Annotated in this window: 12 protein-coding genes; 5 read left to right on the forward strand and 7 right to left on the reverse strand. The window is 50.6% G+C overall.

Translation table 11 applies throughout. The features are described from left to right. The first annotated feature begins 57 nt into the window (after nucleotides 1–57). The 4 genes from HY774_16065 (at nucleotide 58) to HY774_16080 (ending at nucleotide 4,589) form a co-directional block, all read left to right on the forward strand. On the forward strand, nucleotides 58–291 hold the full coding sequence (locus HY774_16065; GenBank protein ID MBI4750002.1) for a type II toxin-antitoxin system HicB family antitoxin: 234 nt from the start codon (nucleotides 58–60) through the stop codon (nucleotides 289–291). A gap of 6 nt (nucleotides 292–297) precedes the next feature. After that, nucleotides 298–483: a type II toxin-antitoxin system HicA family toxin gene (locus HY774_16070; protein ID MBI4750003.1), complete on the forward strand. Its 186-nt coding sequence runs from the start codon at nucleotides 298–300 to the stop codon at nucleotides 481–483. Nucleotides 484–669: 186 nt separating this feature from the next. Next, nucleotides 670–3,489 (forward strand): ATP-binding protein, encoded by a 2,820-nt coding sequence (locus tag HY774_16075; GenBank protein ID MBI4750004.1) that lies wholly within the window; start codon nucleotides 670–672, stop codon nucleotides 3,487–3,489. A 179-nt stretch (nucleotides 3,490–3,668) separates the two neighbouring features. Further along, nucleotides 3,669–4,589, forward strand: coding sequence for an alpha/beta hydrolase (locus tag HY774_16080; GenBank protein MBI4750005.1), 921 nt, complete (start codon nucleotides 3,669–3,671; stop codon nucleotides 4,587–4,589). Between the two features lie 213 nt (nucleotides 4,590–4,802). On the opposite strand, the gene HY774_16085 is transcribed toward HY774_16080, so the two are convergent. The 5 genes from HY774_16085 to HY774_16105 all read right to left on the reverse strand — a co-directional run bounded on the left by HY774_16085 (nucleotide 4,803) and on the right by HY774_16105 (nucleotide 16,018). Continuing rightward, nucleotides 4,803–6,365: a replication initiator protein A gene (locus HY774_16085; GenBank protein MBI4750006.1), complete on the reverse strand. Its 1,563-nt coding sequence runs from the start codon at nucleotides 6,363–6,365 to the stop codon at nucleotides 4,803–4,805. Between the two features lie 800 nt (nucleotides 6,366–7,165). Further along, nucleotides 7,166–11,476, reverse strand: coding sequence for a response regulator (locus HY774_16090; GenBank protein MBI4750007.1), 4,311 nt, complete (start codon nucleotides 11,474–11,476; stop codon nucleotides 7,166–7,168). A 560-nt stretch (nucleotides 11,477–12,036) separates the two neighbouring features. Next, nucleotides 12,037–14,457: a hypothetical protein gene (locus HY774_16095; GenBank protein MBI4750008.1), complete on the reverse strand. Its 2,421-nt coding sequence runs from the start codon at nucleotides 14,455–14,457 to the stop codon at nucleotides 12,037–12,039. A 275-nt stretch (nucleotides 14,458–14,732) separates the two neighbouring features. Beyond that, complete coding sequence (locus HY774_16100) at nucleotides 14,733–15,113, reverse strand: BlaI/MecI/CopY family transcriptional regulator (GenBank protein MBI4750009.1); 381 nt, start codon at nucleotides 15,111–15,113, stop codon at nucleotides 14,733–14,735. A gap of 134 nt (nucleotides 15,114–15,247) precedes the next feature. After that, the gene (locus HY774_16105) at nucleotides 15,248–16,018 is read right to left on the reverse strand and encodes a hypothetical protein (protein ID MBI4750010.1); all 771 of its coding nucleotides are present in this window, start codon (nucleotides 16,016–16,018) and stop codon (nucleotides 15,248–15,250) included. A 429-nt stretch (nucleotides 16,019–16,447) separates the two neighbouring features. Here HY774_16105 and HY774_16110 point away from each other — a divergent pair, with 429 nt between their 5' ends. Next, nucleotides 16,448–18,439, forward strand: a complete 1,992-nt coding sequence (locus HY774_16110; protein ID MBI4750011.1) for a hypothetical protein — start codon at nucleotides 16,448–16,450, stop codon at nucleotides 18,437–18,439. 419 nt (nucleotides 18,440–18,858) lie between these two features. Here HY774_16110 and HY774_16115 read toward each other — a convergent pair whose 3' ends face one another. Both HY774_16115 and HY774_16120 read right to left on the reverse strand, forming a co-directional pair. Beyond that, nucleotides 18,859–20,673 carry a M14 family metallopeptidase gene (locus tag HY774_16115; GenBank protein MBI4750012.1) on the reverse strand — a complete coding sequence of 605 codons (1,815 nt, stop codon included), beginning with the start codon at nucleotides 20,671–20,673 and terminating at the stop codon, nucleotides 18,859–18,861. Nucleotides 20,674–20,844: 171 nt separating this feature from the next. Next, nucleotides 20,845–21,009, reverse strand: a complete 165-nt coding sequence (locus HY774_16120; protein ID MBI4750013.1) for a hypothetical protein — start codon at nucleotides 21,007–21,009, stop codon at nucleotides 20,845–20,847. Nucleotides 21,010–21,049 lie beyond the last annotated feature (40 nt).

Genomic DNA, 21,049 nt, shown 5'->3' on the forward strand with positions numbered 1-21,049 from the left:
AAAAGAATCCATCCGTGCCAACATTTCAAACTGAAAAAACAGGAGGGAAAACCAATGATGAAAGAAATTACACTGACAGCCATCTTCGAACCGGCTGAAGAAGGCGGTTTTATCGGCTACATTGCGGAACTTCCAGGAGCCAACACCCAAGGAGAAACGCTGGAGGAATGCCGTGAAAACCTGGCGGAGGCGGTGGAAATGATTTTGGATGCAAACCGAGACCTTGCAAACCAGAAACTCGCAACACATTCCAATGTTACCCGTGAACAGGTAACTCTTCGTGTAGCTTGATTTTATATGAATCGCAATGACCTCATCCGTCATCTTGAAGCTCATGGTTGTGTTTTCTGGCGCGAGGGTGCCAAACACACCATTTATCACAATCCCAACAAAGGCACGTTTTCATCAGTGCCAAGACATCGCACATTAAAGAAATATCTGGCTTTCAAAATCTGTGATGATTTGGGAATTCCGAAACCATAAGTTTTATTTGAGCCAGAATCCATCAATCCTTCACCACAGAGGACGCAGAGGAACACAGAGGAATACAAGAGAAATACAGAATGAAGAATGAAGAAATTTTTGGTTTTTGGTTTTCCTCTGTGTTCCTCTGCGTCCTCTGTGGTGAAAAAATTTTGACAATCCAACCAACTTTCGGAGTCACCAAGCATGCCTCTCAAACCCTGGTACAAAGTCGTCACGCCACGCGAAGATTTGCGCACGGGAAAACCACTTGATGCGTCGGAATTTGCCGTCCACCTTGATCAGATTCGAGACCGCCGCGCCCCGGTGGATTACCAGGACCCGGAACGGTTTTTCGAGCGGACCTTCCTGACGACCAACCTCACCGGACTGGCCAGCGAAGTCATTCGACGATTGTCAGGCGAGCGCACCGAAACTTCAGCCGTGTTTAATATGGCCACGCAGTTTGGCGGCGGCAAAACGCACTCGTTGACGCTGCTCTATCACCTGGCTAAACACGGACCGGCGGCCAACGGCTGGGTCGGCGTCCGGAAACTGCTTGACCAGGCCGGAATTTCCAGCGTGCCCCAGGCAGCGGTGGCCGTGTTTGTCGGCACCGAGTTTGACGCCATTGACGGGCGCGGAGGCACCGACGGAACACCCCATCGCCGCACCGCCTGGGGCGAAATTGCCTTCCAGTTGGGCGGCGAAGCTGCCTTTGCCGTCGTGGCCGAACACGACCGGCAAAACATTGCCCCCGGCGGCGATGTCATTCGCAAATTCCTCCCGCCCGGCCCCTGCATCATTCTGATGGATGAATTGATGAACTACATCTGCCGGTGGCGAAAACAAGACATTACCTCGCAGTTTTACCTGTTCCTCCAAAACTTTTCCGAAGAAGCCCGTGCCCGTGACAACGTGGTGCTGGCGGTTTCCATTCCGGCGTCCGAACTCGAAATGACCGCCGAAGACCAGCTTGATTACGAACGACTCAAAAAGCTGCTCGACCGAATCGGCAAAGCCGTCATGATTTCGGCGGAAAAAGAAACCTCGGAGATTATTCGCCGCCGGCTCTTTGAATTTGACCCAGGTCAGGTCGGACAGGACGGCAAACCGCTGCTCACCCGCGATGCACTCGCCACCTGTTCTGAATATGCCGATTGGGTGCTCCAGCACAAAGCCCAGCTTCCGGCGTGGTTTCCAGCCGATCAGGCACGGGCCGAGTTTGCCGCCACCTTCCCGTTTCACCCGATGGTGCTGTCGGTGTTTGAACGCAAATGGCAATCGCTGCCACGATTTCAGCGCACACGGGGTATCTTGCGCTTGCTGGCATTGTGGGTTTCAAAAACCTACCAGGAAGGCTATCAGGGCGGGCACAAGGACGCGTTGATCGGATTGGGAACGGCGCCGCTTGACGATGTGCTGTTTCGGTCGGCGCTCTTTGAACAAATGGGCGAATCGCGGCTGGAAATCCCAATCACCACTGATATTTGCGGCAAACCGGATGCCCATGCCGTTCGATTGGACAAAGAAGCGGTCGAATCGGTCAAAAAAGCGCGGCTTCATCGCAAAGTCGCCACCACGATATTTTTTGAATCCAACGGCGGTCAAACCAGCGGCGACCAGTGCACCGTGCCTGAAATTCGGCTGGCAGTGGCGGAGCCGGAACTTGACATCGGAAACGTGGAAACGGTGCTCGACGCGCTTGAAAGTTCGAGTTATTACCTTTCGTCCGACAAACGAAAGTTTCGGTTTAGTTTGTCACCCAACCTGAACAAACTGCTGGCCGACCGCCGGGCAAGCGTCCAACCACCCAAAATTCAGGAACGGGTGCAGACTGAAATCCGGGCGGTTTTCGCCAAAGGAAGTGGCGTGGATCGAATTTATTTTCCGGAAAAAAGCAACCAGATTTCTGATCGCCCGGTGCTGGCCATGGTCGTGCTGGCACCAGAGTATTCCTCTCAAAATGAACGAACTATCACGCTGATTGAATCATTGACCCGTGAGAGCGGCAATTCATCGCGAACCTACAAAAGCGCCTTGATCTGGTGCGTGTGCGACTCAACCAGTACCCTCCAGGAAGAAGCGCGGAAATTGCTGGCCTGGGAGGATATCCAGGGCGAAAGTAATGAACTTCGACTCGATGAAAGCCAGCGGCGGCAATTGGTCGAAAGTTTGAGTAAAGCCAAACGCGACCTGACCGAATGTGTCTGGCGGTCGTACAAAAATGTTTACCTGCTCGGGAAAAACAACCAGTTGCGACACATAGACCTGGGGTTGATCCATTCGAGCAGCGCCAATTCAATCCTGGAATTGATTGTGGGTCGGCTCAAAAGCGAAAGCGATATTGAGGAAGCCATCAGCCCTAATTTTTTGGTTCGCAACTGGCCGCCCGCGTTTACCGAATGGAGCACCAAAGCCGTCCGGGATGCCTTTTTCGCCGTGCCGCAATTCCCACGCTTGATCAAAGCGGAAGTGATCAAAGACACAATTGTGAAAGGCGTGCTGGGTGGGCTGATGGCCTATGTCGGCAAGGATGGCGCCGGGCGCTATGAACCATTCCAGTTTCAAACCAGGCTGACGCCCGCCGACATCGAACTTTCAGACGATGTATTTATTATCAAAAAAGAACTTGCCGAAGCCTACCTCAAAGCCAAAACCGGCCCGTTGACCCCACCGCCAGCAGTTTCACCTACCCCTCAAGCCGACGTGCGAACACCAGCCGAACGACCTGAATTTACGACCAGTCACACCCCCCTGCCACGATCAACCGAAAGCGGTGCCAGAGGCACGGAAGAAAAGCGAGTATCAGCCCTGAAATGGTCCGGCAGTGTACCGTTTCTGAAATGGACTTCGTTTTACGCCAAGGTGTTGACCCGCTTTGTCGCGGGCAAAGGAATTAATGTTACAATCAATATTGAAATTCGACCCGAAAAAGGAATTTCCACCCAACAAATCGAAGAAACCAAAGCGGCCTTGCGCGAACTCGGTCTCAGTGAAGATGTCACATTGGAAGAGGAAGAGTAATACAAATCTCACCACAGAGGACGCAGAGGAATACAGAATGAAGAATTGAGAATGAAGAATGAAGAAAAAATCTGAATTTCTCTGTGGATTTCTCTGTGTTCCTCTGTGGTGAAAAATTGCCTGATTCGTGTATGCTGTCCGGCACTCGTTCAATTCACCAAAGCACCAGGGAACAATCTATGCCAAGCTGGCAAAATGCACTCTTGAGTTTTGCTATCAAAAGCCGGCTCAAACGCCGCCCCTCAGATGAAATGCACCACAACGTCAAACGGGCGCGGTCAATTTTGTCTCAGATGCCGGGGTTTGCGACACCGCCACATCACCACCATGTTTCGGTTCATACCCACGAAGATCATCATCCAATCCGTGGTGAATGGCTGAAATGGAAAAAGAAAGAACACCATTCGGATAAAGTATTATATTTCCTTCATGGCGGCGGGTATATGGCCTGCTCGACAACCACTCACCGCCCGCTGACCGTTGGACTCACACAAGCACTTCGTTCAGATACGTTTGCCATTGATTACCGCCTGGCACCGGAACACCCGTTTCCAGCCGCGGTTGAAGATGCGCTGGCTGGCTATGAGTGGTTGCTTGAACAAGGTGTGTCGCACAAGAAGATGATTATTGCCGGTGACTCAGCCGGCGGGGGATTGACACTGGCAACAATGCTGGCAGCCCGTGATCGCGGATTACCACTGCCTGCGGCATCAGTATGTTATTCTCCCTGGACTGATTTAGCCGCCACGGGCGAATCACTCCACACGAATGATCCGCACGATGTAATGTTTTACGGTGAATCCATTCGCAAAGGGCGACATATCTACCTCGGGCAAACGCCGCCGACCAACCCGCTGGCATCGCCGCTCTATGCCGACCTGACGGGATTGCCACCGCTCCTGCTCTTTGCCAGCAGCACCGAAGTCCTGCTCGACGATTCCACCCGGCTCGCCCATCGCGCCCAGGCCGCCGGAGTTCACGTGGATTTGCAGGTCTGGCACGGGTTGCCGCACGCCTGGCCCATCTTTCACCGCCTGCTCCCGGAGGGCAAAAAAGCGGTCCACTACACGGCGGAATTCGTCAAGCGACACGTGGTTTGAAATCTGGAGCTGAAAAATCCTGGGGCTCAGGGCTTGGGGCTGAAGAAAACAGGGTCAATACCCTGAACCCTGAACCCCAAACCCTGAACCCCAAACCCTGAACCCTGAACCCTGAACCCTGAACCCTGAACCCTGAACCCTTGAAAACCGATCACCCATCCAATCCCTAAATGCCCCGTAATCGCGTTTATTTGACCGTGGAGCCACTTCAAATCAAAAAAACGACTCATTACCCGTTCGGGGCTTTTTCGGCGCTTTTACGCGGGTTTTAAGCCCAAGTATCTCCCCAGTGAAAAATTTGGCGGCGTTGCTGAGCAGGGTTTCAAGTTGAACTTCGGCGGAAAAGGTCGAAATGCGCTTGAAAACCGCGCTGTTTGAGCGCTTGAGCTCCTCGCGGGCCAGCTCGGCCCAGTGTTCCTGCTCGGCCAGGGGGAGCGAACTCAGGATTTGGTAGGCTTGTTCCTTCTCATCCTCCGTCTGGGACGGGGGATCCGCAAACGACAGAAACGAAGTTTGCTGGGGCTGATCGCCGACAGGTGCGACCGGTGTGGCGTTTGAGGCCAGCGCCGCGTCGAGGTACTGCGAAATCCCGGCCAGGTTCTGGACTTGAAAATTGGTTCGCCGGGACTCGGCGTGGGCAAAATCAATCACGGTCTGGGCAATGTCGGGGGTGAGTTCGTACTCGGCCACCCACTGCTCGGCCAGTGCCAGCTCGGTTTTGAGCGGTCGGGTTCGCTTCAGGCGGAAAGTTTTCAAAAACAGGTGCACCAGATCGTCGGGCGAGATGTGGATGACCGGTTTTTCGAGCGAGGAGACGGCAACCGGCGAGGGCAACGGCTCGGTGGGTTCGAGCAGCACGGAGTCAAACAACCGGTCAATCGAGAGCAACTGGCCAGGGGTCGGGGCTTTTTTGAGCGCCACCAGTTTGTGATCTTCGCGCTCGTCGGTGCTTGGCTCGACGACGATGTGCAGGATGCCGTCCTGGATTGGAACGCCCTCCAACTCGCGCAGTGCCGACTGGATCAGGCTGACCCGGTTGGAAAGTTTTTTGTAGCGGGCCGAGTTGATCCCGATTTCCTGGAGCAATTCGCCGGTTTTGCGTTCGTGGCGGGTTTGCTTGTATAGCCTCGGTTCGAGGTACTTGTAGATCAACTGGGCCACGCCCCCACGGAAGCCAAGCAGCACTTTGAACCGGGTCGGAAGCGTGTAGTTGAGCCGCAGGTTGCTGTCGATCAGGGGCGCAAACGTCACGGCGCACTGTTCTTTTTTCGTCTGGTAGCCGGTTTCGGTGTTGATCGTAACCTGCGAGAAAATGTTGAACAGATCAATCCGCTGCACGGTGCGCCCTTTTTGCTTGTCGTAGAACGAATTTTCCCACGTGATGCTGACCTGCTTGAGCCGTTTGAGCGAGTCAATCAGGGCTTCGCGTTCGTGTGAACCATAGGTTTTTCCAAGTGTTTTCAATAAGTTGCGAATTGAAAATGTCAGTTCCGACGGTTTTCCCTGTTGTTCCCAGAGCAAAATGATCCCGTAGAGGGCCTTCTGGTCCTCGGTGGTCAGCGTGCCAAGTTCCGGCGAGGGCAGGATCGTGACCCGGGCAGTGAGTTTGTTTCCGTCGGCCAGGATGACTTCTTTTTCGAGAACCCGCTTGACGTTGCTCGGAAAGTTTGGTGGCCGCCACATACCCGGCCACTTTTCGAGGTTGAGTTCTGGGCGGATCAGCGATTGGCCATCGCTGGAAATCTGGTCGTCGGTGAATTCGGGAAAGTCGGTCATGGTGCTTTCGGGTTGTGAAATGGTCGAGGTTCAAAATCTGGCAATCTGCGTTCGGGAGACGAAAGGGTAACCCACCAACGAAAAAAAAAAAAATTTTTTACACACACACACACACACACACACACACATGCGCGCACGCGCTGTATTGTGTCTTTAAAAAGTCTTTAAAAAGTCTTTAATACAGTTGCTCCGATTTTGACAGCACTTAACACTATTTAAAATCAATAGTTTACAGGAAGTGCCGGTCCAGAGACTCCCCCATGTTGGTCCAGAGACTCCCCCATGTTGGTCCAGAGACTCCCCCATGTTGGTCCAGAGACTCCCCCATGTTTGGGCGAAAAAAAGCGATTTTGGTCCAGAGACTCCCCCATGAGGTCCAGAGACTCCCCCATGTTGGTCCAGAGACTCCTCCCCCATGTTGGTCCAGAGACTCCCCCATGTGGTCCCAACACAAAAATACCATCTGGTCCAGAGACTCCCCCATGTTTGAATTGACCTGAAAAATTCAAGTGGCACAGTAGTTGCTATGCCATTTTAGATCAAAAACTGGAAAAAAATGACAAATTATTGATTTGAAAAATACAGGAAAGAGGAGGGACAGCCCCCCTTTGAACCAGTCTGGTCCAGAGACTCCCCCATGTTTGAGAATCTGGTTGAAGGTAGGCCCGGTGGAAAAAGGATGGATTCGTTTATTGAAAACTCACTTGAGGTCTTTCAAGCTAAGCTATTGATTGATAATAGTTTCACTTTAATAGGGCTGGATGTTCGGCTGGTTTCTTTCAGGTTTTCAAATGAGATGGTCACTGGAGTTTTTCTTTTTCCCGGCGCGGCGGCTCAATCGGGTTTGTCGGCGTGGAAAGTTCGCCCAAAGGGCCTTCCCGTGTAAGCCATTGTTCAAGTTTTGCCTGCAACCGCTCGATGGTAACTGGCTTGGCCAGATAGTCATTCATTCCGGCTGCCAGACAGCGCTCTCGCTCGCCAGCCAGGGCATTGGCGGTTAAGGCGAGTATCGGAACGGGTTTGATCGAAGGCGAACACTGGCGATTGAGCGTCTCGTGTTTGCGAAATTCAATGGTTGCTGTAAATCCATCCATTTCAGGCATTTGGCAGTCCATAAAAACCAGATCGTAGGATTGTCTCAGCAGCGCGTCCAATGCCTGTTGCCCGTTTTCAACCACATCGGCCTGATACCCAAGCCGTTCCAATTGTCGCAGAACGACTTTTTGGTTCACGGGATTGTCTTCCGCGACCAGAATGGTAAATGACGGTAATGGTGAGGTTTTCAATCCGGGTTCAAATGACGGTTCAACAATGAACAGGGATCCGGTTTGTGGATTTGGGGTTGCCTCGATGGTGTTGACCAGGGTTTTTAAGAGCACCGTGGCCCGGACTGGTTTCAGGATTGTTCCGGCCAGGTCTGAGGCTTTGAGGTCTTTGACCGCAGGCCGCTGGCTGATTGAGGTCATCAGGATCATCCGGCAGGCATCCGGGCCGAGTCTGGACCGAATGTGGGCGGCCAGCTCCAGTCCGGTTATCCCTGGGAGACCAAATTCCATCAACACCAGATCAAACGGCTCGTTTTCCCAAAACCCACGTTCGATCTGATCCAGTGCCTGATGTGGCGAGTCCGTCCAGGTGGCGGTGATGCCCCACACGCGGGCCTGCTGGCATAGAAAATGCCCAACCCGGGGATTGGTATCCACGATCAAAAGCCGTTTTCCGGCCACTTGCCGTTTCAATTGGAGAATTTGAGCATCCACCGGCGCCTCGGGAACCCCGACGTGGATGGTAAACCAGAAGGTCGAGCCTTTCCCTGGTTCACTTTCGACTTCGATGGTGCCGCCCATCATTTCAATCAGTTGTTTGCAAATGATGAGCCCCAATCCTGTTCCGCCATAGCGGCGAGTCATTGAGGTATCAGCTTGAGAAAATGGCTGAAAGAGGCGGGTGCGGCCTTCGACGGGGATGCCAATGCCGGTGTCGGTAACCTGGAACCTGAGGACCACGCCCGGCTGGCCAGTCGGTAGGGGGGGTTCCCGGAGCAGGGAAACTTCGAGGGTAATTTCACCCCGTGGGGTAAATTTGATGGCATTGCCAACCAGGTTTGTCAAAATCTGGCGCAACCGGGATGGGTCACCCGTGACAAAGGCTGGAACATCAGGTGAAACAAACGAAATCAAGTTTAAATGTTTTTGATCAGCTTGCATGGCCAGCAGTTCCAGAACTTCCTCAACCAGCGGAGGCAATTCAAAACTGACTTTTTCAAGATCGAGTTTTTTGGCCTCAATTTTTGAAAAATCAAGAATGTCACTGATAATCGTCAGCAGTGTTTGCCCCGAGTGGTGGGCCGTTTCAGCAAATTCGTGCTGATCGGCGCTCAAGCGGGTGTTGAGCAGTAAATCGAGCATTCCAATGATGCCGTTGAGCGGGGTCCGGATTTCATGGCTCATATTGGCCAGAAAGGTACTTTTGGCCCGACTGGCTTCAATGGCTTCTTCTTTGGCCTGGTGGGCGACTTGCTCCGAGGTTTGCAACTGTTCAACCAGCCGGGCCAGCTCTTCAGCTTTGCGTTTGATTTCAATTTCTGACCGGGCCAGTTCAGCCGTGCGATGGCGGACTTTCAACTCAAGAATTTCATTCTGATCCTTGAGATGCTGGACTCGAAGCCGAACCAGACTGTAGAGCAGGCTGATCCCCACACCCACATACAGGGTATATGCCCACCAGCGTGTCCAGAAAGGTTTGAGAATAATGATTTTGAGTGAGGTGCCAGTTTCATTCCAAATTCCATCTGAATTCGCGGCTTTCACCTGAAAAGTGTATTCACCCGGATTCAGGTTGGTATACACCGCTTCTCGCTTGGTACCGGCTGAAATCCAGTTCGCATTGAAATTGGTGAGTTGATAGGCGTATTGATTTCGCTCCGGCGCGTTATAATCAAGCGCCATAAAGTGGAACGTAAACGAATTTTGATTGTAGGGCAGCGTCAGAACCTGGGGAAGATAGGTCAGGGTTTGCGATGACTGAGCGTGGCCGCCGATTTCAACTTCAGTAATCAAGACCGGAGGCACTGTCAGGTTATCCTGAATTTCTTCTGGCCGGAACCAGTTCAACCCATTGATTCCACCAAAATAAATGGTTCCATTCGGGCTGGCAAAAACCGCCTTTCGATTAAATTCACGGCCTTGCAAACCATCCTCAATTGTATAGACACGGAATTTTTGAGTGGCTGGAAAGTAATGATTGATTCCGTCATCCGTGCTGATCCAGAGGGTATGATGATTGTCAATCACAACGCCATAGGCATTGTTGTGGGAGAGTCCGTTATCTTCAGAAAGGTGGGTGACAAGCTGGCCGGAGGTGTCGAAGCCATACACGCCGTACCCCTTGGTCGCAAACCAGAGTGAGCCATCTGAGTCCTCAGTGATATACGTCACCATTTTTGACTCAAACAGATCCATCCGAAACGGAGTTTCCTGGTAGGGAACAGGCTGGTCAGGGGTTGGTTTCAATCGGACCAGGCCATTTGAATAGCCAATCCAAATGGTACCTTGACGGTCTTCAAAAATTGTTTGGACTTCGGATGCCCATTTGGTGTTATAAACCTGAAATGTATCCAGTTTTTGGATGGTCCCATTCTGGGGATGATACAGGAAGAGGGCAAATTCAGCTCCAAACCATAAGGTTCCGTCGCGGGTTTGGGTAATAGCTGTGACCACCGCCTCGGGTGGAACCAGCGGGGATTGGGTAAAAACACCAGTCTGAGGATCCAGGAGTTTCAATCCGCACCCATACGTCCCAACCCAAATTCGATGATCGGAACTTTCAAAAACGGCCCACACATTATCAAGCGCCAGGGAATCGGAACCCTTTTTGAGACTGGAATAAACTTTAATTTCCCGAGTGACAGGATTGTAATAATTAACTCCTCCCCCCTGAGTGGCTATCCAGATATTACCAGACTGGTCTTCGCGAATACCACGTACAAACCCATTACTGAGTGACGATTTTCCAAATGGATCATACTTGAGCAGATGGAATTTACGGCTCGTCGGGGAATATTTACTCAATCCATACTGAAGATCACCCACCCAGATGACCCCGGTTCGATCTCGAAAGAGGGCGGTGATTTTGTTGCCTGCCAGAGTGTTCACGTTTCGGGGATCACTTTGATAGCGAGTGACGGTATTCGTTTTTAGATCCAGGCAATTGAGACCCTTTGAAAAAGTTCCAACCCAGAGCTGTTGATTTTCTCCCAGTACCAGCCGGGTTGTGGCGTTTTCGCTTAAACTGGTGGCCTGATTTTCAACACTGGTCAGTCGGTTGAGTTCCTTGACGCTTTGGGTGTCGTAAATAATTAACCCCATTGGCGTGGCCACATACAACAGGTTGGTATCAAGCAAGACCATATCCGTGTTCAAATTGTTGATTCCACGGGGCAGGGTCTTCATCGGACTCGTGAGCAAATGGTGAAAGCGGGCGGTTTTCGGATCAAACAGGAACAGATGATCCAGGGTGCGGACCCACGTATGCCCAAACCGATCAAATACAATTGAGCACACCGTATTGTCGCCCGGCCAGTCAAATAATGTGTATCGGGTAAAGGATTGGTTGGTTGGATCAAATAAAACCAGTCCATGTTGAGTCCCAATCCACAGCTTGCCGGATGCGTCTTCGGTAATGCAGGCAATGACGGAGTTTCTTTGGAAAGGACCACGAAAAACACCATCCAGATAGTGCTTGAACGAACCAGTCAGTGGGTCAAATAAATCAAGCCCTTGCTCATAGGTTCCAATCCACAGTCTCCCTTTCCGGTCACAATACAAGGCCGAAACGAAATCAAAGGCAAGTGAATGAGGGTCATTGGATTTGTGGCGGAAAACATCGAAGGAAATGCCGTTATAGCGGTTGAGCCCGCTTTCAGTGCCAATCCAGATATAGCCTTCCTGGTCCTGCGCAAAACACCGAACCGCGTTGTTGGAAAGGCCGACTTCCTGGTTGATTCGCTGAAATTGAAGTTCTTGGACCTGCGCGCGCACAACCACGGGCAGGCAAAGAGCCAGGCAAAGTCCAAGCAAACTGAGCGTGACGGTTTTGAGTTGCTCAAACATGACGAGTGTTTGCGATCCGATCCCGGGCAGGGAAAGATGAAAGCGACATTCATTCCGCGACAACCCGTTCCTGAAAAATAGAGGACGGCTGATTAACCCAGGCCAAAGGAACATTGGTCACGTGACGGGTTCCGAGTGACTGGTGTTAATAACTCAACCGGCTTCACCTGCTGGGAAAGAGTCGTAATTCAAAAAACAATTCGGTAGCGGCCTGGAAAGTGGCGGATGAAGTCCAAAAGTAAACTGAGTTATTTCAGAGCGCAAACTGTTTTTGGGAAAAAAGAAGAAAGCGGCAGGGAAGTGATGTGATGCTGAACACCGGTTCCTTGCCGCACGCCTGAATGTAACTGTGAAGGAGAAATTTATGAGTGGAATCTACTTCGAGCTATGGTACTCCCTTTGCTGGATTGAGCAACTGAATACTGTTGAAAAAAAACTTCACATAACTGAAAAATCCTGGGGGCTGAAGACTCGCAAGCTCGGGGCTGAAGAAAACGGGCTGAAGACATTTGGGAATTCTGCTTTGAACCCGAAGTCTTCAGCCCTGGTTTTTCCAGCCCTTAACTTCCTGACTGGGTGTGAAGGTGGGTAAAGATCTGCCCGGCAACTTCAGCCGCGCGTGATCCACGGGTATCTGCCCCTTGCAGAACCACCACAATGGCAAATTTGGGATGAACAGCGGGGGCATATGACACAAACCAGCCGGTCCATAATCCATCCTTGACGGCGGTTCCAGTCTTACCGGCAATGCTCAGTCTGGGGTTGCGAATCGCGGAGGCCGTGCCAACTTCCACCACGTCCACCATCGCTGATTTGAGTAATTCTAGTTCCCGAGTCGGCAAGTTAGCCTGGCGACGAATGATGGGTTTGAAGTCGTTGGTTGATGTTGCCAGTTGGGGCGTATAGACCGTTCCCCCGTTGGCAATGGTTGAAACCAGAGACCCCATTTGGAGCGGCGTCAACTCCATTCCTTCAGCCGCCCCAAAGAAGTTTCGGGGTATGGCTGACTTTGGATCAGAGAGAATTTTCCCTGGGATTTCACCAGCCAGATTGATCCCTGTTGTTTCACCCAGGCCAAACTGGCCCAGCAGGTCAAGAAACCGTGACTGACCGACTTTTTCCCCTGCCTTCTGGAAATATGCAGTGCTGGACAGGGCCATCGCTTCGCGAAAATCACACTGTCGGTTTTCAGTGGGCAGGTCCACTTTCACCTCCGGCTGGATGGCGCCAGTTGTCAATCCCGCCAATCCAGTCACCAGCTTGATGGTCGAGGCCGGAGTAAAACTGGTTCGCAGTGCCCACTCCTGATTCACAATTGAGAGCACACGCCCGGTGTTGGGATCCATCACTAGAACGGTTCCAGCCCGTTCACCAAGCGCTTTGAGGGCAACCTGGCGGATTTCAGGGACTTCACCGGTTTCCGTGTCAAATGAAATAAGATGGGCAGCTTCCTCACGCAAAAACCGATCCAGAGCGCGGTTGTGGGCCAGGACCAGTTCTGGAAGCAACTGGACGAAATGTTTACGGGCACTTCCGTTCATGGGGCGCTGAACGTGATTCAGGCTATAGGATTCAGCGATTTTCCCGTTGGCCAGTGGTCGGAATTCATACCGGCGAGTGCTGGCTGGCTGTTTTTCTTCAAGGATCAAATAGCCATTGGGAGAAATAGATTTGATCCGGGTTTTGTTTGGTTCAACCTCGACATACCCGAGCGTTTGCAGGGAAAAAGTCGTTTCATTGACGGTCCAGGTTTCAACCAGCTCTTCTGTTAAGGGTGATTTTCGCGAGGCAGGTTGGGCAGGTTGGGAACGGCTCAAGGCGGGTGTCAGTTCTTTTGGGTCGGATTCAAGGGTGATCGAAAACGTAGGGGCCAGAAAGACGTTGCACATCAAGGCAACCAGACTGGCGCCAATCAAGGGTTTCAACTGCAGACCGTTAAAATTCATACTCAGTGTCCTTTGTGAATTCAAAATCAATTCAATGCGATGTGAGAGTTTTGCCTGGTTTGAAAAAATTCCGGATGCCAGTACCGGAGGTGTCCGGTGGAGGAGTTTCATCTCGGCCAGCCGGAGCAGGCATCGCGCATAGGACCGGTGATCACGGCGGGTCTGCAGTACCCAATCATCACAGGCGATTTCGCGCTCAAGTTCGAGGTTTCGAGTAAACCAATGCACTGCCGGATTAAAAAAGAAGAGTGCGCTCAAAAGACTTTGAGCCAGCTTGGCCCAGTCATCCCACCGGGCAACGTGGGCCAATTCGTGCAATAACAGTAATTCCAGTTCGGAAACCGAAAGTTGAGATATCAGTTCCGATGGAAACAAAATGATCGGACAGCCAGGTCCAATCATCAGTGGTGAGGTCACCCGATCACTTGACCGGATTTCAACTGGTCGCCCGGCACCGAATTGGGTCAGCGTCTCGGTGAATTGGGCTTCCACTCTGGCGGGTAACGGTTGACTGGTCCGTCTGAGCTGGTGCACATATCGCCAGCCCCAGACCAATCGAATCAGAAATACTCCCTGAATCAAACCGATGAGAGCCGCCAGCCATCCGACCCAACTCCCCCCTGAAATGGAAACGAGCGGTTTTCGATCAGGAATGGCTTCAGCGGGTATACTTCCCAGGTCCGGTTTCCCCGCAGTTGGGTTGAGGGCCGGTTGGTGATTTCCAAGGGATTCATCCACTGGAAATCCAATCATTGGATTGATGGTTGGGCTGGTTGTGGTATCAAACTGGCGGTCAGTTGGGCTTGAGTGAACCAAAATGCCTGGTCGTACAAAAGCAATTGTTGTGACCGGCAAGGCCAGGGCGATTACAAACGCGGTACCCAGAACTGCATATTTGGCCGAAGCCGATAAATCAGGTTTTACCCGGAGGATGAGTGCCGCCAGGCTGGCCACAATTCCAGCCTGCCAGAGACTGTTAAGGAGAATTTCCATTCCGGCATGTGACAGGTGCTCAAATACAACAAAGGTGTTCACGGCATTACCTCAGGGATTTGTATGTTGGTTGTGGCCAGTCGTGAGTCGTCAAATCCAAATATCTTATACCAGTCAGTAGTTGGTAGATGATGAGTCAGTCGTCAGTCGTCAGTCGTTGATAAGTTAGTAGTCAGTAGTCAGTAGATAAAACCCAGATCGTTGAATCCTTGGATTTCTTGACGAGAATAGTTCATAAATGACTCAAACCGAACAAAATACACTTGACACGAATTTCAACCCCCCAACACTTGACGACTGACGACTGACGACTGACTCTAATCTATCTTTTCATCAACCAGTTTTTTCAGCCGTTCAAGTTCATTCAGATCCAGTGCTTCCTGTTCCATTACATTGAGGACCAGCAATTCCGGGGAATTGTTGAAAAATCTGGAAAGCAGATGCTTTAAGGCGCTCTGACGGGCTTGTTTTTGATCAACCACCGGTTTGTAAATAAACGCCCGGCCTTCCTGAATATGCGACAGGTAGCCCTTCCGCTCTAAAATTCGCAAGGTTGTGAGCACGGTGCTGTAGGCCAGTTGGGAATTTGACGGCAGTGCCGCGACGACATCGGCAACGGTTCCTGCTCCGCGTTCCCAAATGATTTCCATCAGTTGCAATTCAGCTTCAGTAAGTGTGGGTGATGATTTTCTGGGCACGATCCAGGACTCCCTTTTGAACTATTAAATATTTAATATGTCGAGAGGATACCCAGGATTTTTCAGTTGTCAATTAAAAAATTAATAGCAAATTGAGGTAATTGCTAAGTCATTTGAAAATAAGTATTTAGAAATTACAGGTCAAACAGCGACATCTGATTGCCACTGGCCGGACCTTTGGCTTTCGGCTTCTTTTTTTCCTGAGTAGCCGTCTTTGCCGGGACTGGAGGTGGTGTTTGGGGTAGGGTGCTCAGTGGAGTTTCAGGGACGGCTTCTCCAGTAAGAGGCTTTGGCTGGAGAGGAGATTCAGCTTGCGAACGATTGGTGACTGGCTGTTTTTTTGATTTTGTTTTTGGACGGGGCTCGGAAATGGAAGGCTGGTCAACTGGATTGGCTCCTTGAATTTCGAGGTCCACGGGCGGCGAATAGTCTTTTGGATTGGGAGGTGGCGCCGGTTCAATCGGGAATTCAGCCGTATTGGGTAACACTCCCAGGACCCGTTGACGGCGAAGTTCAGCCAGATTGTCCTGGATGATTTCGGTCACTTCTTCAAAGCGACGCCGAATCCGGGCGGCTTCCTCGCCGACAAGTTGAAAAAACGTATTGGTGAGTTTTTTTCCAGTTGGGTGACTGACGGGACGAAGCATGATCCATCCCCGTTGCGGATCAAAAACCCCGGCGAATTGATCAACCACGCCGTATTCGGTGGCTTCAATCGAGACACAGAGCCTGAGTTCGGGCTGGTCATATTCATCACTCCACTCACTGGCTCTGGCGCGTGGTGGCACCGGAAGCAGAATCCCTCGCATGGTGAGGACCGCCGGAGAAATAGGAATGCTGAAGCGTATAAACTCGCTTCCTTCCGAATCCAGATCCTTTTCGCAGCGAATATCCGGCCATTCCATAACACCCTCGCTCGATATGCGATTGTTCGTGAAAAGCTTAAATGAAAAACCGCGAAGCGCAAAGAAAGAACTGCTTGTATATGATTTTGAGTGATGCCAGCTTGATATTGAAAAAAAAAGACTTGTCAGTATTGTTTGCCTGAGCAGGTGTTCATTGAAAATCGGAGGATTTGATTTTTCTGCATCTGAAAGTTCGGTTGAGTCGGCAATTGTGATATTACCTCGGTGGTGAGAGAGTGTGGGAGGTTACTCAAAAAAGTGCTCAATTCAAAAAAGCGATGGATTTTTAGGACAAGTTTCAGGTAAAGGTTAGGAACTGGAATTTAGCCCACCTGCCTGAATTCTGAATAAGTTTTCCGTAAAAATCCAGATGGGAAAAAGGCTTCAAGAATCCAGAAATCTGACTTTCAATTCACTCATTCAAACCACATGGCCAAAAAACGCAACTGGGATCAGTTTTCAACCAAAGTTCCTTCAATGAAGCCCTCGGGCTCCTTTCAATCTGAACTGCTGCAAGTCAAGCAACAGGCTCAACGCGGGCAAATTCAGCAGGCATATCACAAAGCCAAGGAACTGGCGATCCGGTTTCCAAAACAACCCAAAATCTTTGAATTTTTGCTCGAAGCTGCGGTAACGCTCAAGGATTACCCCCAGGTCTTGCGGTCCAGTTATAAACTCTATCAGCTTGAGCCGCATATTCCGGAGAATGTGTTTAACCTGGGCGTCGGGTTTTATCAAAATTCATATCCCGGAGCCGCCTATAAATTTATTTCCCTCGCGTGTCAAAAATGGCCCAAGAAGTTTCAGGACGAAAACACCCACAAGGTATTGGCCCTGTGTCGTGAGGCCATTGAGCGAACATTTCGAACTACGGCAGTTTCGGTCGAGGAATTACTGGAAATGGCGGCGGCCAACGATCACGTTCATTTTTTACTGGCCAATGCCGAGTGGGAGGAACTTGAAAAAGTGGTTCTTCCATACCTGAAGAAATTTCCACATATGAATTCGATTCGCAACAACTACACCCAGGCGCTGCGAAATCTCAATAAACCGGGCCAGGCCATTGAACTGGCGGAGTCGGTACTCAAGATTGACCCTGAAAATATTCACGCGCTCTCCAATCTGGTGGTTCTTTCACTTTCGGTTGGTGACGCAGCCGCTGCCAGAGCTTATGCGGCGCGACTGAAAGAGGTTCATTCGCTGTTCACCGACGTGTTGTGCAAACAATCCGAGACTTTGACTCGACTTGGCGACGATCAAGGAGTCCTGGATGTCTATGCCAAATTCAAATCGCTCAAGCCGAAAATAGATCAACAGATTGCTTTTCATATGTACCATTTGACGGCGGTTGCCCAGGTTGGTGTCGGAGCGATTCAACAAGCCAAAAAACTGTGGCGTGAAGCCGTCAAGCACAATCCGGCTGAACTCTTGTACCAGGAGAACCTCGACGATTTATCCAAACCCGAGGGCGAACGCCAGGGGCCGGTTCCCTTTCCTCTCAATCTGTGGCTTACGGATTCGACCATCAACGCCCTGACCAGAGCTTTTGAAGCGGGAGATTCCGCGGACTTTTCCGCTTTGGTCAACAAGTATCCAGAGCTTTTGCACCTCGCCCCGATCATTTTTGAAAAATGTGATGATCATTCCCGAGAGTTGTTCATTGATGTGGCCAGGCAGAGTCGCAACCCGCAGATGATGCAGGCGGTATTGAATTTCAGCACCGGTAAGGCGGGACCGGATAAGCTCCGAATTCAGGCTGCAATGGCCGCCAAAGAAGCCGGTTTTATCACCGGAGAGAAGCTTCAGATTCAAACCAAAGGGGCAATGGAGGAAGTCCAAATCAAGTCGTATGAAATCCATCATGAACCCACACCTTCGGTTTCACCGGAAGCTGAAGATTTAGCGTATCAGGCGTGGGAGGCACTCCACGACAACCGAGATCAGGAAGCTGAACGGCTGCTTCGAAAAGTAATTGAGCTTGATCCGAATAACCCTGGTCATCAGTTCAATTTGCAAGCTGCTATTCGAAAACAAAAACGAACTGAGGAAGCTAACGCAATGGTGGAAAAAATTCACCAGGAATTTCCTGATTACTTTTTTGCCCGCCTTGAAATTGGAATGAAACTCATTGACCAGGGAAAACTGGACGCCGCTCGTGAAATCACAGCTCCGATTCAAGCCATGACCCGGTTCCACGTCAGTGAATTTGCCATGCTGTGCGTTTTTGAAATGGAATATGCCCTGGCTTCAAAGAATGTGGATGCCGCCTGGCACTGGCATAAGTTTCTGAAACTGAATTCTCCAGACCATCCTGGGGTCAAGGTCTATAAACAGAAAATTGAGATGGCTGGTTTCAGGGAGAGTTTTAAATCCATTGGAAGTAAACTTTTTCCAGGTCGCGGTACCAAAAAGAAAAAATAACAGAGTGACGGGGTGACAAGATGACAGGGTGACAGGGTGACAGGGGGACAGATGATAGGGCATACGCACCAGGATAAGGAAACAGAGCCCGATCTGGGCAAGGGGGGACACGGAGACAGGGAGAAAAAACAACTGGTCGCCTTCCCTCGCTCTCAATCGGAACTGATTCAACCTGACAACCCTGGTGAATTGTCTCCGTGTCTCCGTGTCTCACACAGGCTCAAACTTCCGTATCCTGGCGCGTATGCCCTTAAGTACCTTGTCATAAGTTTCCTGAGATATTGGGTTTGGTAAGTGTTTGATTCTTTTCGTGTAGTTCGTGTGTTTCGTGGTTAAAATGTCTGGAAATTTTCGGTAAGGTACTTATCACCTGTCACCTGTCACCTGTCACCTTGTCACCTCAAAGGGTCAATCACCATTTAGGTTTCAGCTATCTGGAGCGGTCGAATGACCCTGACCACCGGATATTGATTCATATCTGGTTCAAGATACCCCGAGCGTTTATAAAAGAAGTTCAATCTGGCTTTTGGATCCGCGGCAAACGCTTCGTCTTCTTCAAGTCGGGCTTCGAATTCCGCATGCAGTTCTGGGTCCAGTTCGCACAAACGTTGAGCAATCGGTTCCATTACATAGGCTTCAAAGTCTTCTTTTTGCTCAAAAATCGGATTAAAAAAGCCCCATTTGACCGCCGAATCACAGGCTTCAGGTTCCAGCAGGTTCATCGCGACCCTGGCCGCGCGCTGGTTCATTGGGACAAATACTGATCCACGCGGCATAACTCGTTTTTCCATCGTAAGTTGAGCGGAAAAGTCAACCAGCAATCGTCCTTCAAACGGCTGAGGTGCCCAACTGGCATTTGAAAAGATATAACTTTCAAACACATCCGAGACCGGCTGGTTCAGAACTTTGGTCTCAACCCCGTGAAGTCGAAGCAAGTCAATAATTTGCCGCCATTGGGGAGGCACGATATACCCCAATGGAACACTTGGAGCCGCCACGGTGGTGATTTTGTTATAAAACTGGGATGGGATATCAACCGGTTCGGTTCCATACACGACATAAGGCGCGCCGGAAATTTCACCTTCTTCGATTGAAGACGCAATTCCTTTTAAAAGAACATGCTCACTTTCATCACTGGTTATTCCAGCCATAAACAGTTTATTTGATGGCTGATAGGTTGAACCCAGGGCGGCCATTCCGGCATCCGCCGCCTGGACGGCCTGTTTGAGTTCGCTGGCGTGCGAAGACAGGTATTCGAGCGTGTTGACCATCAGATCGTAATGCGCCCAGGTTTGGGTGCGGTGTGTTTTCAGGCTGTGCGTTTCAACCAGCAATCCTGGCCGATGGTGAGTGGCGACATAGCCGTTTGAATACCGGGCTTGATTGGGGCCGCCTTCGACGCCTTCGCTCAGGTCAAGGCGGTCCATCGGCTCATAATAGTACCCGATGATGTGCCCATCCGCTTCCATTCCCTGCATAACCGAAGGCAGGAATTGATTTTTGGTCCAGTCGCCCACGGTTGGCCAGATTTCCTGCTCGGTTGGCATGCAAATTGTGACGTCATACTGATGGTCAAGGCCATCCGTGACATGGTTATCCATAAAAAAGTCCGGGAGCCAGGTATTCCACAATTTCAACCAGGCACGCATTTCCGGAGTGTCTGCTTTAATGTAGTCACGATTGAGGTTATAGCGTTGGGCGTTAGCTCGAAACCCCATTTCGCGCGGACCATTCTGGTTAATTCGACTAAAGGGAGACAGTCGTTCGTGTCCATCAACGTTAAAGACGGGGATAAACAGCAAGGTCAGGTTTTCCAGCCAGTGAGCATATTTTTTACTCACCAGAATATCCCGGATGAGCATAAAAGAGGCATCTTTTCCAGAGATTTCACCTGGGTGTATCCCATTTTGAATCAGAACCACCAGTTTGTCTGATTTTCGGGCCAGATCAGGTTTAAATGCCTTGTCTTCAGAAACACAATAGACCATCAGGTCGCGATCCTGGCCTGATTTTCCAAACGACCAGGATTTGAAAAACGGAGAGTGCTTTTTCATTCTAAGTGCGTATCGAAAGACTTCGCCATAGCGCCCTGACTGATCATAATTTGTTCGTTCACAGTGAGTTAAAAGATTTTGAGGCGATGCCGCGGTACTGGCGGCCAGTGATTTGATTTCTTTTGCGGCGGGTGATTCATAACCCGAAAGCGGGGGCATGGGAGGATAATTTGGTTTCATAGGCAGCACTTTTTATTTGGGAATAATGGGGAATAAAAGGGTTGAGCGCCGTCAGGGTGTAATCCCAGGGCCTGAAAAGTCAACCCCTGTTCAAAAAATTTCAGCCCGATTGTAGCCGTTGGCTGCAAAAAAAACAGCCATTCAATTCGACCAACCATGGCAAAGCCCATATCAAAAGACCCCTTTTGTCAGGCTTCCGATAATTGACCTGGCTTGAAATGGAAAATTGATAAAATCGCGAGTTGGAGCTTTATCGTGAATTGAAAGCCATCGAGCTTCGCTTACCGGTGTTTGACGAAATGGCTGGTCTTCCTGGCATATTGGGGACTCAGTCATTTACAGTTCTCGAATTCTAAGAACTTGTATCCTATGAAAT

This window comes from Acidobacteriota bacterium, assembly GCA_016208495.1.
GTDB lineage: Bacteria > Acidobacteriota > Blastocatellia > Chloracidobacteriales > Chloracidobacteriaceae > JACQXX01.